14 protein-coding genes and 1 other RNA gene are annotated in these 15,121 nt (G+C 70.9%); 7 read left to right on the top strand and 8 right to left on the bottom strand.

Annotation, left to right across the window (positions count from 1 at the left end; genetic code table 11):
- Positions 1-274: 274 nt before the first annotated feature.
- Both MKK75_RS22975 and MKK75_RS22970 read right to left on the bottom strand, forming a co-directional pair.
- Positions 275-2,026 carry a bifunctional protein-serine/threonine kinase/phosphatase gene (locus MKK75_RS22975; RefSeq protein WP_244044824.1) on the bottom strand — a complete coding sequence of 584 codons (1,752 nt, stop codon included), beginning with the start codon at positions 2,024-2,026 and terminating at the stop codon, positions 275-277.
- Positions 2,023-3,561: a YifB family Mg chelatase-like AAA ATPase gene (locus MKK75_RS22970; protein WP_244044823.1), complete on the bottom strand. Its 1,539-nt coding sequence runs from the start codon at positions 3,559-3,561 to the stop codon at positions 2,023-2,025. The genes MKK75_RS22975 and MKK75_RS22970 overlap by 4 nt, the downstream gene beginning before the upstream one ends.
- A 143-nt stretch (positions 3,562-3,704) precedes the next feature.
- On the opposite strand from MKK75_RS22970, the gene MKK75_RS22965 reads away from it, so the two are divergent.
- The 4 genes from MKK75_RS22965 (at position 3,705) to MKK75_RS22950 (ending at position 6,387) form a co-directional block, all read left to right on the top strand.
- Complete coding sequence (locus MKK75_RS22965) at positions 3,705-3,965, top strand: PepSY domain-containing protein (RefSeq protein ID WP_244044822.1); 261 nt, start codon at positions 3,705-3,707, stop codon at positions 3,963-3,965.
- Between the two features lie 40 nt (positions 3,966-4,005).
- Positions 4,006-4,104, top strand: an RNA gene (ffs, locus tag MKK75_RS22960) — signal recognition particle sRNA small type.
- A gap of 37 nt (positions 4,105-4,141) precedes the next feature.
- On the top strand, positions 4,142-5,986 hold the full coding sequence (locus tag MKK75_RS22955; protein ID WP_244044821.1) for a DNA polymerase III subunit gamma/tau: 1,845 nt from the start codon (positions 4,142-4,144) through the stop codon (positions 5,984-5,986).
- Positions 5,987-6,063: 77 nt separating this feature from the next.
- Positions 6,064-6,387, top strand: a complete 324-nt coding sequence (locus MKK75_RS22950; protein WP_244044820.1) for a YbaB/EbfC family nucleoid-associated protein — start codon at positions 6,064-6,066, stop codon at positions 6,385-6,387.
- A gap of 180 nt (positions 6,388-6,567) precedes the next feature.
- Here the strand turns inward: MKK75_RS22950 and MKK75_RS22945 are convergent, their stop codons facing one another.
- The 5 genes from MKK75_RS22945 to MKK75_RS22925 all read right to left on the bottom strand — a co-directional run bounded on the left by MKK75_RS22945 (position 6,568) and on the right by MKK75_RS22925 (position 11,305).
- A complete protein-coding gene (locus MKK75_RS22945) occupies positions 6,568-7,287 on the bottom strand; it encodes a glutathione S-transferase (RefSeq protein ID WP_244044819.1) in 720 nt (239 codons plus the stop codon).
- Between the two features lie 31 nt (positions 7,288-7,318).
- Positions 7,319-7,765: a hypothetical protein gene (locus MKK75_RS22940; RefSeq protein ID WP_244044818.1), complete on the bottom strand. Its 447-nt coding sequence runs from the start codon at positions 7,763-7,765 to the stop codon at positions 7,319-7,321.
- Between the two features lie 135 nt (positions 7,766-7,900).
- Positions 7,901-8,275 (bottom strand): hypothetical protein, encoded by a 375-nt coding sequence (locus MKK75_RS22935; RefSeq protein ID WP_244044817.1) that lies wholly within the window; start codon positions 8,273-8,275, stop codon positions 7,901-7,903.
- A 31-nt stretch (positions 8,276-8,306) separates the two neighbouring features.
- Entirely contained in the window at positions 8,307-10,196 is a 1,890-nt protein-coding gene (locus MKK75_RS22930) for a methylmalonyl-CoA mutase subunit beta (protein ID WP_244044816.1), read from the bottom strand.
- 305 nt (positions 10,197-10,501) lie between these two features.
- Positions 10,502-11,305: an undecaprenyl-diphosphate phosphatase gene (locus MKK75_RS22925; RefSeq protein WP_244044815.1), complete on the bottom strand. Its 804-nt coding sequence runs from the start codon at positions 11,303-11,305 to the stop codon at positions 10,502-10,504.
- Positions 11,306-11,558: 253 nt separating this feature from the next.
- On the opposite strand from MKK75_RS22925, the gene MKK75_RS22920 reads away from it, so the two are divergent.
- The 3 genes from MKK75_RS22920 to MKK75_RS22910 are packed head-to-tail and all read left to right on the top strand — an operon-like array spanning position 11,559 to position 14,286.
- Positions 11,559-12,251 carry a glutathione S-transferase family protein gene (locus MKK75_RS22920; protein ID WP_244044814.1) on the top strand — a complete coding sequence of 231 codons (693 nt, stop codon included), beginning with the start codon at positions 11,559-11,561 and terminating at the stop codon, positions 12,249-12,251.
- A gap of 29 nt (positions 12,252-12,280) precedes the next feature.
- Entirely contained in the window at positions 12,281-13,426 is a 1,146-nt protein-coding gene (gene queG / locus MKK75_RS22915; protein WP_279594067.1) for a tRNA epoxyqueuosine(34) reductase QueG, read from the top strand.
- On the top strand, positions 13,423-14,286 hold the full coding sequence (locus tag MKK75_RS22910; protein ID WP_244044813.1) for an SDR family oxidoreductase: 864 nt from the start codon (positions 13,423-13,425) through the stop codon (positions 14,284-14,286). Before queG ends, MKK75_RS22910 begins: the two co-directional genes overlap by 4 nt.
- Here MKK75_RS22910 and MKK75_RS22905 read toward each other — a convergent pair whose 3' ends face one another.
- On the bottom strand, positions 14,287-15,111 hold the full coding sequence (locus MKK75_RS22905) for a metal ABC transporter permease (RefSeq protein ID WP_244044829.1): 825 nt from the start codon (positions 15,109-15,111) through the stop codon (positions 14,287-14,289).
- Positions 15,112-15,121: the final 10 nt, after the last annotated feature.

Raw genomic sequence — 15,121 nt, 5'->3', positions numbered from 1 at the left:
AGCGGAACCTGATCTGGGACCCAGCACACGAAGCGCCGCGTCAGCGGCACAGCTTGTTTCAGACGGATGCTTCGCGAGGCTGTGCGCTGGATCCCGGGTCGCATTCCGCTTTCGCTGCATGCGCCCGGGAAAGGGCCGCGTTCGAGATACGAGGGCCGGTGCCGAAGCGGCGCGCGGCAACAGCGTCGGATCTCCGCACAGCACCTTGAAAGCGTAGGGATCGAGGCTTTCGTGACGTAGTAAGAGTAGCCGCAAGGGGGAGGGGGAAGTCAGCTCACCGCGGCGGGTGCGCGATCAGGAGGCCCGCCAGCGTCAGAGCGATGATCCCCAACACCAGCGATAGAAGCCGCCAGAACAGGAGCGGGTCGCGCTCAAGCAGGGCCGGACGGTGGCTATCGGTGAAGGCTGGGTTTGGATACCGCAGGTCGTGGACGAATTCCGAGAGCGTCTTGTAGCGCTTGAGCGGATCCGGATGGACGGCCTGCCGGAGCGCACCGTCGACCCAGACCGGGAGCAGCGGCCGCACGTGGAGCGCCGAGACGTAGCGAAGCCTGCGCTGTGCCGCCGGGGTGCGTGCCCGCGGAACGGCATCGCCGTAGGGCAGCCGCCCTGTCAGCATCTGATAGGCGATGACGCCGACCGAAAACACGTCGGAAGCGGCCGTCGAGGGCACTCCGAGGAAGCATTCCGGCGCGGTGTACTGCACGGTACCCAAAATCTCGGCGGGATCGATCCGCGGATCGCCCTCGATGACGCCCGCGACCTTGGTGGCGCCGAAATCGATGACCTGAACGGTCCCGCTCATGTCGATCAGGACGTTGTCGGGCCGCAGATCCTGATGGACCATTTCCCGCCGGTGGAGCGCCTGCACGCCCCGGGCGATCTGCTCCACGAGGCCGCGCACGGTTTCCAACTCGGGCGCGGCGTGGTCGCGCATCCACTGGGTCAGGCTCTGGCCGTCGACGTAGCGCATCACCGTGTAGAGATGGCTGCGCCGCCGCGCTGGCGGCTGGGCCTTCAGCACGTGCGGGTTGTCGATCCGCCGGGCGATCCACTCCTCCAGAGCGAAGCGCTTGCGCTGGGCGGGGTCGTCGCGCAGATCGAGGGAGAGCACCTTCAGAGCGACTCGCGCCCCGGTCTCCATCTCGACCGCGAGATAGACGCGGCTGCGCGGGCCGGAATGGAGGATCCGCAGCAGCCGGTAGCCGTCGAACTCGGCCGGCGGGTCGAGGAGCGGCGCGGAATCGAGCCCGTCGACATCCCCGAGCAGATCGGCGGCCTCGCCCTCCGGCACGGCCTCGATTCGGACGATCTGGATCGTCAGGTTGTCCGGGCTGCCGGCCGCGAGCGCCGCCGCGACGATCGCCCGGGCCGCCGCGTCGAGGTCGTCCGCAGCCAGGATCGCGGCCACGATCTCCCGGGGGCGGACATGCTCGTGGACGCCGTCCGTGGTGAGCACGAAGATGTCGCCGGCCGCGATCGCGAGGCTCTGGTAATCGATCTCCGCACGGCCGGTCACGCCGAGCGCCCGGCCGAGATAGGATTCCGCCGCCGAGACCACCACGCGGTGATCCTCGGTGAGCTGCTCCAGGGAACGCCCGGATACGCGCCAGATCCGGCCGTCGCCGACGTGGAAGAGATGGGCGGTGCGCGCCTTCAGGATCAGGGCATCGAAGGTGGTGACGTAGCCCCGGTCGGCGTCGGTCGGATCGATGCCGCGCCGGGTCTGGGCGTAGAGCCAGGAATCGGCCGCCGCGATCACCCGCTGCGCGGCATTCTTCACCGACCACGTGTCGGGGGTGGCGTAGTAGTCGCTCAGGACGCTCTTGACCGCGGTCTCGCTCGCCGCCGCGCCGGCCGCGCTGCTGCTGATCCCGTCCGCGAGCGCCACCGCGATGCCTTTGAGGCCGAGCGCCGGCTGTGCCGGCACGAGGGACCCGTGGAAGTCCTGGTTCTCGGGCTTGCGGCCGGCGGCGCTGTGCTGGCCGATCGTGACCGCGAGATCGCCGGACGGACCCGCGCTCAAGCGGCCGCCGCCGCGCCGTCGGCGCGGCCCCGGTAGGACAACGCCTCGGCGAGATGCACACGCCGTACCTGCGGCTCGCCGTCGAGATCGGCCAGCGTCCGGGCGACGCGCAGCGTCCGGTGGAAGCCCCGGGCCGAGAGCCGCATGGTCTCGGCCGCCTGCCGGATCAGCGCCGTCCCGTCCGCGTCGGGGCTCGCGACCTCCTCGATCAGGTTCGGCGGGCAGGTGGCGTTGGTGGTCGCCGCGGGCAGGCCGCGTTCGCCGAAGCGCGCGGTCTGGAGCGCCCGTGCCGCGGCGACGCGGCCGGCCGCCTCGTGCGAGCCGTCCGCGGGCGGCGGCAGGATCAGGTCGGCGGCGGTGACCGCCGGCACCTCGATCCGCAGGTCGATCCGGTCGAGGAGCGGGCCGGAGATCCGCGCCTGATACTGCGCCATGCAGCGCTCGTTCGGCCCGCGCCGGCAGGCATAGCCCGGCTCCAGACCCTGGCCGCAGCGGCAGGGATTCATGGCGGCGACCAGTTGGAACCGGGCCGGATAGGTCACCCGGTGATTGGCGCGCGCGATCATCACCGCGCCCGTCTCCATGGGCTGGCGCAGGCTGTCGAGCACCTGCGGGGTGAATTCGGGCAGCTCGTCCAGGAACAGCACGCCGCCATGGGCGAGGGAGACCTCGCCGGGGCGCGCGCCGAGGCCGCCGCCGACCAGGGCCGCCATCGAGGCGGAATGGTGCGGCTGGCGGAAGGGCCGCTGGTTCGAGAGGGCGCCGTCCTTCAGTTCGCCCGCCACCGACTGGATCATCGAGATGTCGAGGAGTTCGCGCGGCCCGAGGGGCGGCAGGATCGAGGGGAGGCGGGCGGCCAGCATCGACTTGCCCGAGCCCGGCGGCCCATTCATCAGCAGGTTGTGGCCCCCGGCCGCCGCGACCTCCAGGGCGCGCTTGGCGCCCTCCTGGCCCTTGATGTCGGCGAGGTCCGGCAGGGGACCCGCCCGGCCCGCCACCGAGGGCTCCGGCCGGGCCATGACCTGGCTGCCCTTGAAGTGGTTGGCGAGCTGCACCAGCGAGCGCGGGGCCAGCACGTCGAGATCGCCGCCGGCCCAGGCCGCCTCGGGTCCGGTGGCGGCCGGGCAGATCAGCCCGAGGCCGCGTGCCGCCGCCGCGATGGCCGCGGGCAGCACGCCGTTCACCGCCGTGATGCTGCCGTCGAGGGCGAGTTCGCCCAGCACGCAGTAGCCGGCCAGCGCATCGGCCGGGATCGCGCCGATCGCCGCCATCACGCCGAGCGCGATCGGCAGGTCGTAGTGCGAGCCTTCCTTCGGCAGGTCGGCCGGTGCGAGGTTGACGGTGATGCGCTTGGCCGGCAGTGCCAGACCCGAGGCGATCAGCGCGCCTCGGACGCGCTCGCGCGATTCGCCCACCGCCTTGTCGGGCAGGCCGACCACGTTGAACACCACCGAGCCGGTGATGATCTGAACCTGCACGTCCACCGCCCGCGCCTCGATCCCCTCGAAGGCCACGGTGGCGACGCGGGTGACCATCTCTCAGGAATCCTTGTTGCCCGGGGCGGGCCGGCCAAGCTGTGCGGGAGAATCGCAAGGCGCTCAAGAGGATGCTCGGCCAGGCGGAACGGGACGGCGGCATTCCTGTTCAAAGCCGACACTTCTTCAGATGGAGAACGCCCATGCGTCGCGCCGCGCCCTTTCTCGCTCTCACGATCCTTGTCGGTCTGAGCATCGCCGCCCGGGCCGACGAGAAGCTGCCCCCCGATCAGCAGGCCAAGGTCGAGGCCATGCTCAAGCAGGAGGGATTCACCCAGTGGAAGGAGATCGAGTTCGACGACGGGGTGATCGAAGTCGACGACGCCATCGATGCGAACGGCAAGACGTTCGACCTGAAGCTCGATCCCAAGACCCTGGCGATCGTGAAGCGCAAGGCTGAATAGCGGCGCTTGCGTTCGGCGAACGGCCCGGCCATATAGCCGGCGGGGGGTTGGCGAGGGACGTTTCACTCGCCAACCGGGTCAGGTCCGGAAGGAAGCAGCCCTAACGAGACCGAGCGGGTCTTCGTCCAGCCTCCCACCTCATTTCCGAACGCGCGGCAGCCCGATCCCGACCCGGCATGGACGCTTCGACCGGCACGCCTGACGACGAGCCGGGCCTGCCCGGGTTTCCGGCCCCCCCGGTCGCGGCGACGCCCTACCGGGTGCTCGCGCGCAAGTACCGCCCCACCCATTTCGGCGACCTGATCGGCCAGGAGGCGATGGTGCGCACCCTCGCCAACGGGTTCGCGGCCAACCGCATCCCGCAGGCCTGGATGCTCACCGGCGTGCGCGGCGTCGGCAAGACCACGACGGCGCGCATCCTGGCCCGCGGTCTCAACTACGCCCGCGCCGGCCAGCCCGGGACCGGCCCGACCGTGTCGATGCCCGAGCTCGGGATCCACTGCGCGGCCATCATGGAATCCCGGCACATGGACGTGCTGGAGATGGATGCCGCCTCGCATACCGGCATCGACGACGTGCGGGCGATCATCGACGGCATCCGCTACGGGCCGGTCTCGGCGCGCTACAAGGTCTACATCGTCGACGAGGTCCACATGCTCTCCGAGAAGGCGTTCAACGCCTTCCTGAAGACGCTGGAGGAGCCGCCGCCCCACGCCAAGTTCGTGTTCGCCACCACGGAGATCCGCAAGGTCCCGGTGACGATCCTGTCGCGCTGCCAGCGGTTCGACCTGCGCCGGGTCGAGGCGCCGGTGCTCCACGCCCACCTCGCGAAGGTCTGCGCCGCGGAGGATGTTGCGGCCGAGGACGAGGCCCTGGGCGCGATCGTGCGCGCCGCCGAGGGTTCGGTGCGCGACGCGCTCTCGCTGCTCGATCAGGCGATCGCGCACGGGGCCGGCTCCGTCACCGCGCAGAGCGTGCGCGACATGCTGGGGCTCGCCGACCGCGCCCGGATCCTCGACCTGTTCGAGGCGGTGATGCGCGGCTCCGTTCCGGCCGCCTTCGCGGAGTTGCGGGCGCAGTACGATGCGGGCGCCGACCCGTCGGTGGTGCTCTCGGATCTGGCGGCCTTCACGCATCTCGTGACCCGCCTGAAGGCGGTGCCCGAGACCGCTCAGGACCCGACGCTGAGCGAGACCGAGCGCGTCCGCGGCGGCCAGTTCGCGGAGAAGCTCTCGATCCGCGCCCTGTCGCGGGCGTGGCAGATCCTGCTCAAGGCGATTCCCGAGGTCCAGGCGGCGCCGCGCCCGCTGGCGGCGGCCGAGATGGCGATCGTGCGCCTCGCCTACGCGGCCGATTTGCCGACCCCGGACGAGGCCCTGCGCCAGCTCAAGGCCGAGGCCGCCACGGCGCCCGCCGACGATCCGGCACCGGCGGCGCGTCCCGCGCTGCCGCCGATCCCGGATCTGCGCGGCGGAGGCTCGGCGGCTTTAGCGGCGGCGCCCCGGACGAGTCCCGCCGAGCCTGTCCCCGTCGCTGCCCCGGTCGCGTTGGCTGCGCCCGCCGCGCCGCCGACGCCGCGGCTCGGGCGGTTCGAGGATCTGATCGCCCTGGCGGATGCCAACCGGGACATCCTGCTGCGGACGGCCCTGGAGCGGGACGTCCATCTGGTGCGGTTCGAGGAGGGGCGGATCGAGTTTCGCCTCGCCCAGGGCGGCCGGCCGAGCCTCGCCACCGACGTCGCGGCCGCGATCGAGCGCTGGACCGGGCGGCGCTGGTCCGTCGTCCTGTCGAAGGAGGAGGGCGCGCCGACCCGCGATGCCGCGGCCCGGGCCGTGGACGTGACCCGCCGGGAGAACGCCGCCGCCGATCCGTTCGTGCGCGAGGTTCTGACGCGCTTTCCCGGGGCCGAGATCGTCGACGTGCGCGAGACCGCCGCCGAGGCGCTGCCGACGGCCGAGCAGGAGATTCTCGGCGAAGGCGACGCCGCCCGGGTGGAAGAGGTCGGAGACGACGATCCCTGAAGCCCGGCCCGGCGCCTCGTGGCACCCCGGCCGCGGCGTACCCAGATCAGCAGACGACGAATTCAGGAGAGATCCGCATGCGTGACCTGATGGGCATCATGAAGCAGGCCCAGGCCATGCAGGAGAAGATGGCCAACCTGCAGGCCGAGCTGGACCAGATCGAGGTGACCGGCGCTTCCGGCGGCGGCTCGGTTCAGGTCACCATGACCGCCAAGGGCCAGATGAAGGGGATCATCATCGATCCGTCGCTGATGGTGGCCGACGAGCGCGAGATCCTCGAAGACCTCATCGTCGCCGCCTGCAATGATGCCCGCGGCAAGGCCGAGGCGACGATGCAGGAGCATATGGCCGAGCTGACCAAGGGCCTGCCCCTGCCGCCCGGGATGAAGCTGCCGTTCTGAGCGGAGCCGGTTCTGTCACGTATAGGGGGCAAGCGGGCGGGCTTCTCCCTCCCTGCTCTGCGGGAGAGGGGCAGCGCGGCGGTGCGGGCTTCCACTCCCGTCGCGACTTTTCCCGCATAGGGGGGAGGGCGCGTGGCGCATCTGGTCCGCCCGCTCCTGCAAAGAGTTTGAGAAGACCCGCTAACTGTCGAGTTCGGGATAGTGCCGAAAGATCCCGTCCTCGTTGAACGGGACCCGCCGCTCGCTCGCCAGATAGGCCGCGATCCGCGGGCGCCGCGCCGTGGAATCGTGCAGGCGCTCCACATGGGGCGTGGCCTGCAAAGCGGCCGCGGTGGCCTTCGGGAAGGCGTAAAGCAACCCGTCGACCAGTTGGAACAGCGACAGGTCCGCGTAGGTCAGCTCCATTCCGACAAGCCGCGCGCCGCCGTTGGCCGTGAGGACGCGCTCGAAATAGCCGAGAAATTTCGGGATCCGGCCGGTCTTGAACCCGGCGGCCCGGCGCAGAGCCTCAGGCTTCTGGTCCTCATAGTACAGGTCGACACCGAGCGGGTGGTGGGTGTCGTGCACCTCGTCCACGGCGTCCGCGATCGTGAGCTGGAGTTGATGCGTCCAGATCCGGTCCCGGTCGCCGGTGCCGGCGAGCCCCAGGCGCGGGCCGAGATGAAGCAGGATCGCGGCGCCCTGCCCGATGACCAGATCGCCGTCGCGCAGGAACGGCGGCGCGAAGGGTGGGCGCGGGTTTGCCGGATCCGACAGGCGGTCGAGCATCGGGCCGATCCCGCCCGCGTCGTCGTCCCGGCGGGCGACGTCGATATAATCGGCGCCGGCCTCCTCCAGGGCGAGGCGGACGAACTCGCCGCGCCCCTGGATCATCGGCCAGTAGTGAAGCTCGTAGGGCATCGCCGGCTGGTCCCCGGCCCGCGGTGCCGGCTCAGTTGCCTGCGGCGCTATCCTCGACGGACTTCTCGGCCGGCGGCTCGGCACTGGCGACGGTCTTGTGGGTCAGCATCGGCTGAAGCCGCTCGGCGAGCTGCTGGTCCAGGTGCTTGGCGTAGGCGCCCTTGAAGTAGCGCTCGCCGGTCTTCGGCCCGTAGATCCGATCATGCGCCTGGATCATCGCGGCGACCTCCGGGCGGCAGAGGAAGCCGGTGATGCCCACGGCCTCGTACCAGCGGCCGGCGCGCGCCTCGGCGGTGGCCTTGGGGTTCGACAGCACCGTGTCGGCGAAGCACGCGGTGGCCGCCTGCCGGAGCGGAGCCAGGACCGTCTCGGCCTCGGCCTGATTCACCGTCGGAACGGCGGGATGCCGATGCGGTCGCGCCTGCGCCGTCGAGACGAGCAGGACGACGCAGAGGGACGCGAGGATCGATGTTTTCATACGGGCGGCCTCGTCGGGTATCCGAACCGTGTTCAGCATTCCCTCATGATTGCGTCGGGAACGGGGCTGGCGACGCATGGACTGGGCCCATTCTCGGGCGGGCGCGTGATCGTTCCATGACGCACTGTCGCAGCCTCAGCCGCGGCGCTCGGCGTTCCAGTGCCCGCGGCAGTCGAGCGCCCCGGAGGCGACCCAGGTTCCGGCGCCGGACCCGTCCCGCGCCAGGCGCCCGCGCACATTCGCGGTCGCGGTGCCGTTGGAGATGGAGCCGCGGACACTCCCGTTTCCGGCGACGCTTCCCTGGATCGTGAACGCTGTCCCGATGAAGCGCGCGACCCCGTGCTCGATGCGAACCGGGTAGCGGTAGGCCCGGTCGCAGGTCCCCGCATCGGTGATGATCTCCACGCTCCACGTCCCGTCGTAGCGGTCGGGTGCCGGCACCCCCCGCGGAAGGGCGAGGGCCGGAACGGCGTTGGCGAGGATCAGGAGGGCGGCGATCAGGCGCGTCATGCGGGTTCGGTTCGGCGTGAGAGCGGCCGTATCAGGCGGTCCGCGGAGGAGACGGTGGGCGCATGGCGGCGCGCAATGCCCCGTTGAGCAGGGCGGGCAGGTCGCAGCCGACATGCAGGAAGGCTTGTACCCCCGCCTGCCTCAGCGGCTCGGCGAGATCGGTCGGCTTGCCGGCGAGGTAGATCGCCCCGGCGCCGGCCCGCGTGAGCGCCTCCGCGGTCGCGACGGCGCGCTCGGCATAGATCGCGTCCGTGGAACAGATGCAGGCGAGCGGAGCGCCCGAGGCCTGGAATGCCGCCGCCGCGGCCTCGGCATCGGCAAAACCGTCGTTCGACAGGGCCTCGATGCCGCCGGCCGCGAAGGCATTGGCCGCGAAGGTCGCCCGGGCGTTGAACGCCGCCACCGCGCCGAGATTGGCGAGGAACATGGCGGGCCGGCGGCCGGTCTTGTCGCGATAGGCGTCGGAGGCGTCGCGCAAAGCCTCGTAGGGCTCGGCGAGGCGCTGCGACGGAAGCGCATCGCAGGCGACCGTGGAACCCGGTCCGAAATTGGCGCCCCGCGGCGCGGCGACCCGCGGTGCGTCGATGACCGTCACTGGCTTCTCCGCGAGGTTCGGGAACTCGCTGGCGCCGGTGAGGGCTTCGCGGCGGGTCGCCACGGCGTTCGTGCGCGCCTCGCGGACAGCCTCGATCCGCCGTTGCAGCTTGCCGACGCTGAGCGAGGCGACGATCCCGCCCTCGGCCTCGATCGCCTGGAAGGCCGCCCAGGCGGCCTCGGCGATCTCCGCCGTCAGCGCCTCGAATCCGCCCGCGCCCGCCGCGGGGTCGCTGACGCGGGCGAGATGCGATTCCTCGATCAGCACGATCTGGCTGTTGCGGGCCACGCGTCGGGCGAAGGCGTCGGGCAGGCCGAGCGCCTGGGTGTAGGGCAGGACCGCCACGCTGTCGGCGCCGCCCATCCCGGCCGAGGCCGCCGCCATGCCGGTGCGCAGGATGTTCACGAACGGGTCGCGCTGGGTCATCATCCGCCACGCGGTCTCGGCATGCAGCCGCAGGGGTTTCGGGTCGAGCCCGCACGCCTGCTCGATCCGCGCCCACAGGCGGCGCATGGCCCGGAACTTCGCGACGGTGACGAACTCATCCGCGTCGGCAGCCAGCAGCACCGCGAGACGCGCGCGGGCCGTCTCAAGATCGTGACCGGCGGCCTCCAGCGCACGGAGATAGGTCAGAGCCGTCGCCAGCACGGCACCCAGTTCGGCCGCCTCGCCCGCTCCAGCCTCGTGATACGGGCGCCCGTCGGCCAGGAAGGCCCGGCCCCGGAAGCCCGCGGCTTCCAGGTCCGCTGCGGTCTCGGCCAGCCGCGGCGCGACCTCGCTCCACACGGTGCCCAGGCTTCCGGTCGCTGCCAGCACGCCGACGGGATCGATCCCGAGGTCGAGGTCGTAGCTCGACAGATCCTCGCCGCGCCGCTCCGCCAGCGCCTTGACGAGGTGCGCCGCTTCCAGCCCCCGGCTGCCGGCGTCGAGGCGCAGGTTGATCAGCGGCAGCATCACCCCCGTCAGCGCGGTGTCGAGGTCCTCGACGGTCGTGGCGTTCAGGCCGTAGCCGCGTGCGCCGGGTGCGCCGGCGAAGGCCAGGACGAGGGCGTCGGCGCCGCCTTCGAGGTCGGTCAAAGCCTGGGCGTTGGCGGCGGCGAGATCCGGATGATCCATCCGCTGGGCGATCCGCCACGGTCCCATTTCACGCACCGGTTGGGCAGCCGGTTCGGCCGGGCCGTAGAGCGGCTCGATCCGAAGGCCGCCCGCCGTCCTGGAGACAAGCCGTTTCTCGAATTCGGCCCCCTTGAGGACGCCCTCGACGAGGCCGAGCCAGCGCGCCCGGTCTGCGGGCTCGAAGAGGTCGGCGAGCGGTCTGTTGTCCATCGGATCGTCCCAGGGCGCGGCGTCTTGCGCGCCGCTTTCAGGGCTTGCCTCGCATGCCGTCCGGTCGCTGGCAATCGTCCGTTGGGCGAGGCTCCGGTTTGAGGTGAAGAATGAGCGGTGCCGCTTCCCGGTGATTCTCGCCCGGGTCCCGGATCAGGTTCCGCTTCGCTGCACCTGTCCGGGAACGGGGTGGTGCTGAATGGATCGCGCAGCCCTGTCCCGGGCGCATGGAGCGTCAGCGGGATGGCGACCCGGGATCCAGCACGGGAAGCGCCGCGCAAGCGGCTCCGACTGTCCTGCCGCGCCTATCCGAAAATGATCAACCCCGCAAAACCCAGCGCGCCGACGATGATGCGCCACCACGCGAACAACCAGAAACCGTGCCGGGAAACGTAGTCCAGCAGCACCCGCACCACGACCAGCGCCGCGATGAACGAGACGATGAAGCCGATCACGATCAGGCCGATATCGTCGCCCGACAGGTATTTGTAGTTGTCCAGCAGGTCCTTGGCGAAGGCACCCGCCATGGTAGGCATGGCGAGGTAGAACGAGAATTCGGTCGCCGACCGCTTGTCGGCCCCCATCAGCATCGCCCCCACGATGGTGGCGCCTGAGCGCGACACGCCGGGGATCATGGCGAGGCACTGGAAGATGCCGATCTTCAGGTCCATTGGCAGGGAGTAGTCGTAGACGTCGGTCTTGCGGACCTTCAGGTCGGTGTCGTCGACGACGAGGAGCACCAAGCCGCCCGCCACCAGGGTCGCGCAGACGATCCACGGGTTGAACAGGTACACTTTGATCATCTTCGAGAACAGGCCGCCGATGATCGCCGCCGGCATGAACGCCACGAGGATGCCCAGCACGAAGCGGCGCGCTTTCGGATCGTTCGGCAGCGCCATAGCGATCCCGAGCAGGCGGCGGAAATAGACCAAGAGAATCGCCAGGATCGCGCCGAGCTGGATCAGCACCTCGAAGGTGTTGTTGGGCGAGTGGAATCCGATGAAGTGGCCGACCAAGAGCTGGTGCCCCGTGGAGGAGACCGGGATGAACTCGGTCGCGCCCTCAACCAGCGCGAGCAGCACTGCCTTGCCGATGCTTGCCGGATCCATCGTGACGCCTTGGTGCCGCGAGCGCGCGCCGGCCCGTGCCGGGCATGCCGCGCCATCTGAGGGTTGGCCGGAGGGTTCGCCCATCAGGGTTGACGGGCGGTTACCGTTGCCGGCTGCGCGTGTTAAGGGCTCGGCAACGGTCGGGCAATAACGCTCGGTCCGAAGTCCTGCGCGCTGAAGACCCGCGCTTCAGGACCCTCGACGAGCGCGGGACCGACCGCGCTGCCCGACCGATACGTCCCGCACGGCCTCGATGGCGACCCTCTACCACTTCCCCTTCTGCGCGAACTCCCGGTTCATCCGTCTCGTGCTCGCCGAGATGGGCATGGAGCCGACGCTGTTCGAGGAACGCCCCTGGGAGCGCCGGGACGATTTCCTGCTGATCAATCCGGCGGGTCTGACGCCCGTGCTGCTGGAGCAGAACGGCCTCGTCGTGCCCGGCGCGGGCATCATCGCCGAATATCTCGACGAGACCCGCGGGCTCGGGCTCTCCGGGCGGCGCCTGTTGCCGGAGGACACGGTGGAGCGGGTCGAGGTGCGGCGCCTGCTCGACTGGTTTCTGGTTAAATTCGAAGCGGAAGTGACGGGCTACCTCGTCAACGAGAAGATCTCGAAGCGCTTCATGTCCGCCCATGAGGGTGGTGGACCGCCCGACATGAACGCGATCCGGGCCGCGCGGACGAATGTCCGCTACCATCTCAAATACATCGGCTACCTGATCGCCCGGCGGCGCTGGATCGCGGGCGACAATCTCACCTATGCGGACCTCGCCGCGGCCGCCCATCTCTCCTGCGTCGACTATCTCGGGGATGTGCCCTGGGACGAGGACGAGATGGCGCGGAACTGGTACGCCCGGGTCAAGTCGCGGCCCTCGTTCCGGGGCCTGCTGGCCGACCGGGTCGCCGGGATGCCGCCGGCCGCCCATTACGCGGATCTGGATTTCTGAACGCACGACGGACCTTCGTCGGCGCCGATCTGCGCCGCCTCGTCGAGACCCGGGCCCGGGCGCTGGGCTTCTGCGGCCTGCGCGTCACCCGGCCCGACCGCCTGCCGGACCTGCCCGACCGCCTCTCGGCCTGGCTCGCCGAGGGCGCCCACGGCACCATGGACTGGATGGAAGAGCGGGCCGACCAGCGCGCCCGACCGACCGGGCTGTGGCCGGGCCTGCGCAGCATCCTGGTCGTGGCCATGAGCTACCGGCCGGACCACGATCCCCTGGCCCTCGTGACGCAACGGAACCGCGGCGCGGTCGCGGCCTACGCCCAGCGGCGGGATTATCACGAGGTTTTGAAGGGCAAGCTCAAGGAACTCGGCGGCTATCTGTCGGCGAAGGGCGACGTGCGGGTGAAGGTCTTCTGCGACACCGCCCCGGTGATGGAGAAGGCGCTCGCCGAGGCGGCCGGGCTCGGCTGGCAGGGCAAGCACACGGTGCTGATCTCCCGCGAGCACGGCAACTGGCTGCTGCTCGGGGCGATCTACACGAGCGCCGAGTTCGAGCCGGATTCGCCGGGCCAGGACCATTGCGGCTCCTGCCGCGCCTGCCTCGACATCTGCCCGACCGACGCGTTCCCCGCGCCCTACCGACTCGATGCAAGGCGCTGCATCGCGTACCTGACCATCGAGCATGCCGGCCCGATCCCGGCGGCGTTCCGGCCGGCCATCGGCAACCGGGTGTTCGGCTGCGACGACTGCCTCGCGGTCTGCCCCTGGAACAAGTTCGCCCGCACCGCCGCCGAGACCCGCCTCGCGGCGCGGGCCGATCTGGCGGCCCCGCCACTCGCCGATCTCGCCGCCCTCGACGACGCGGCCTTCCGCAGCCTGTTCGCCGGCACGCCGGTGAAGCGCACTGGCCGCGACCGTTTCCTACGCAACGTGATGATCGCGGTGGGCAATTCCGGCGCGCCCGACCTCGCCGGAGCGGCGGTCGCGCGGCTGAACGATGCCGCGCCGCTGGTGCGCGGCATGGCGGTCTGGGCCTGCGCGCGGCTGCTCGAACCGGAGGCGGTCCGCGATCTGCATCGCCGGCACGGACCCGGCGAGACCGACCCCCATGTCCGAGACGAGTGGTCGGCCGCCATCGACTTGACGGAAGCCCGTGCCGGCGAGACATCGGCCGCATGAATCTCTTCGTCTTCGGCCTGGGCTTCACCGGCCGCCGCTTCGCCGAGCGGGCGCGCGAGCGGTTCGGCGCCGTGCACGCCACCGTCACCGAACCCGCAGCCGCCGAACGCCTCGCGGCGCAGACCGGCTTCGCCATGCGCGCCTTCGGCCCGAGCGCCGACGATCCCCGCATCGCCGCCGATCTCGCCGACACCGATGTGCTCCTCGTCTCGGCCCCCCCAGGCGAGGACGGCGACCCGGTGCTCGCCCGCTACGCCGAGGCGATCGCGGCGAGCCGGATCGGCTGGATCGGCTACCTCTCGACCATCGGGGTCTACGGCGATCAGCAGGGCGCCTGGATCGACGAGGCGACGCCGGCCGATCCCCGCAGCGCCCGATCCAAGGTTCGGCTCGACGCGGAAGGCGCGTGGCTGGCGCTCGGGGCCCGGACCGGCAAGGCGGTCCAGATCTTCCGGTTGTCGGGCATCTACGGACCGGGGCGCAACCCGATCGTGAAGCTGCGCGCCGGCCGCTCCCAGCGGATCGTGAAGGCCGGGCAGGTGTTCAACCGAATCCATGTCGATGACATCGCCACGACGCTGCTGGCCTCGATCGACCGGCCGCGGGCGGGGGCGATCTACAACGTCACCGACGACGAGCCGACCGCGCCCCAGACGGTCACCGAGCACGCCGCCGCCCTGACCGGGCTGCCGCTGCCGCCGGAGATCGATTTCGAGACCGCCGACCTCTCGCCGATGGCGCGCAGCTTCTACGGCGAGAACAAGCGCGTGCGGAACCGGCTGATCCGCGAGGAACTCGGCGTCGCGCTGGCCTATCCAACCTACCGCGAAGGGCTCGCGGTCCTGAAGGACCAGCCCTGATCAGGCTTCGAGGTGGCGCGCCCGCACGAGGCGGCGGAGCAGCCCGCCGCGCGGGCCGGCGAGCATCGAGGCGAGGTAGAGTGCCCCGGCGGCCAGCACGATCGCCGGGCCGCTCGGTAGGTCGAGCTGATACGACAGGCTGAGGCCCGACACGCTCGCCAGCGCGGCGATCAGCATCGAGACCGGGATGAGCCCGCCGAGATCGCGGGTCCAGAACCGGGCCGCCACCGCCGGGAGCAGCATCAATCCGACCGCCAGCAGGGTCCCGAGCGCCTGGAACCCGCCGACGAGGTTCACCACCACCAGGGCCAGGAAGGCGAGGTGAACCGGGCCGCCGCTGCGGCTCACCGTGCGCAGGAACAGCGGATCGACGCATTCCATCACAAGCGGCCGATAGATCGCGGCCAGCGCCACCAGGGTCAGCGTGCTGATGCCGCCGAGCAGCCACAGGGCGGCATCGTCCAGCGCCAGGACCGAGCCGAACAGGAAGTGCATCAGGTCGATCTGCGAGCCGCGCAGCGAGACCAGCAGCACCCCGCCCGCCAGGGAGATCAGGTAGAAGGCCGCGAGGTTGGCGTCCTCCCGCACCGTCGTGGCGCGGGTGACGGCACCCGCGAGCAGCGCTACGGCGAGGCCCGCGACCAGCCCGCCGAGGGTCATCGCAGGCAGCGACAGGCCCGCGACCAGGAAGCCCGCCGCGGCGCCGGGCAGGATGGCGTGGCTCATGGCGTCGCTCATCAGGCTCATCCGGCGGAGCGTCAGGAACACGCCCACCGGCGGCGCCGAGACGGACAGCGCGAGGCAGCCGGCCAGCGCCCGGCGCATGAAGCCGAAC

Origin of the sequence: Methylobacterium sp. J-030 (assembly GCF_022829545.1) — a bacterium.
In the GTDB taxonomy this organism is placed as follows: domain Bacteria; phylum Pseudomonadota; class Alphaproteobacteria; order Rhizobiales; family Beijerinckiaceae; genus Methylobacterium.
The sequence above is the reverse complement of the archived record's forward strand: the minus strand, read 5'-3'. Positions and strand labels throughout refer to the sequence as shown.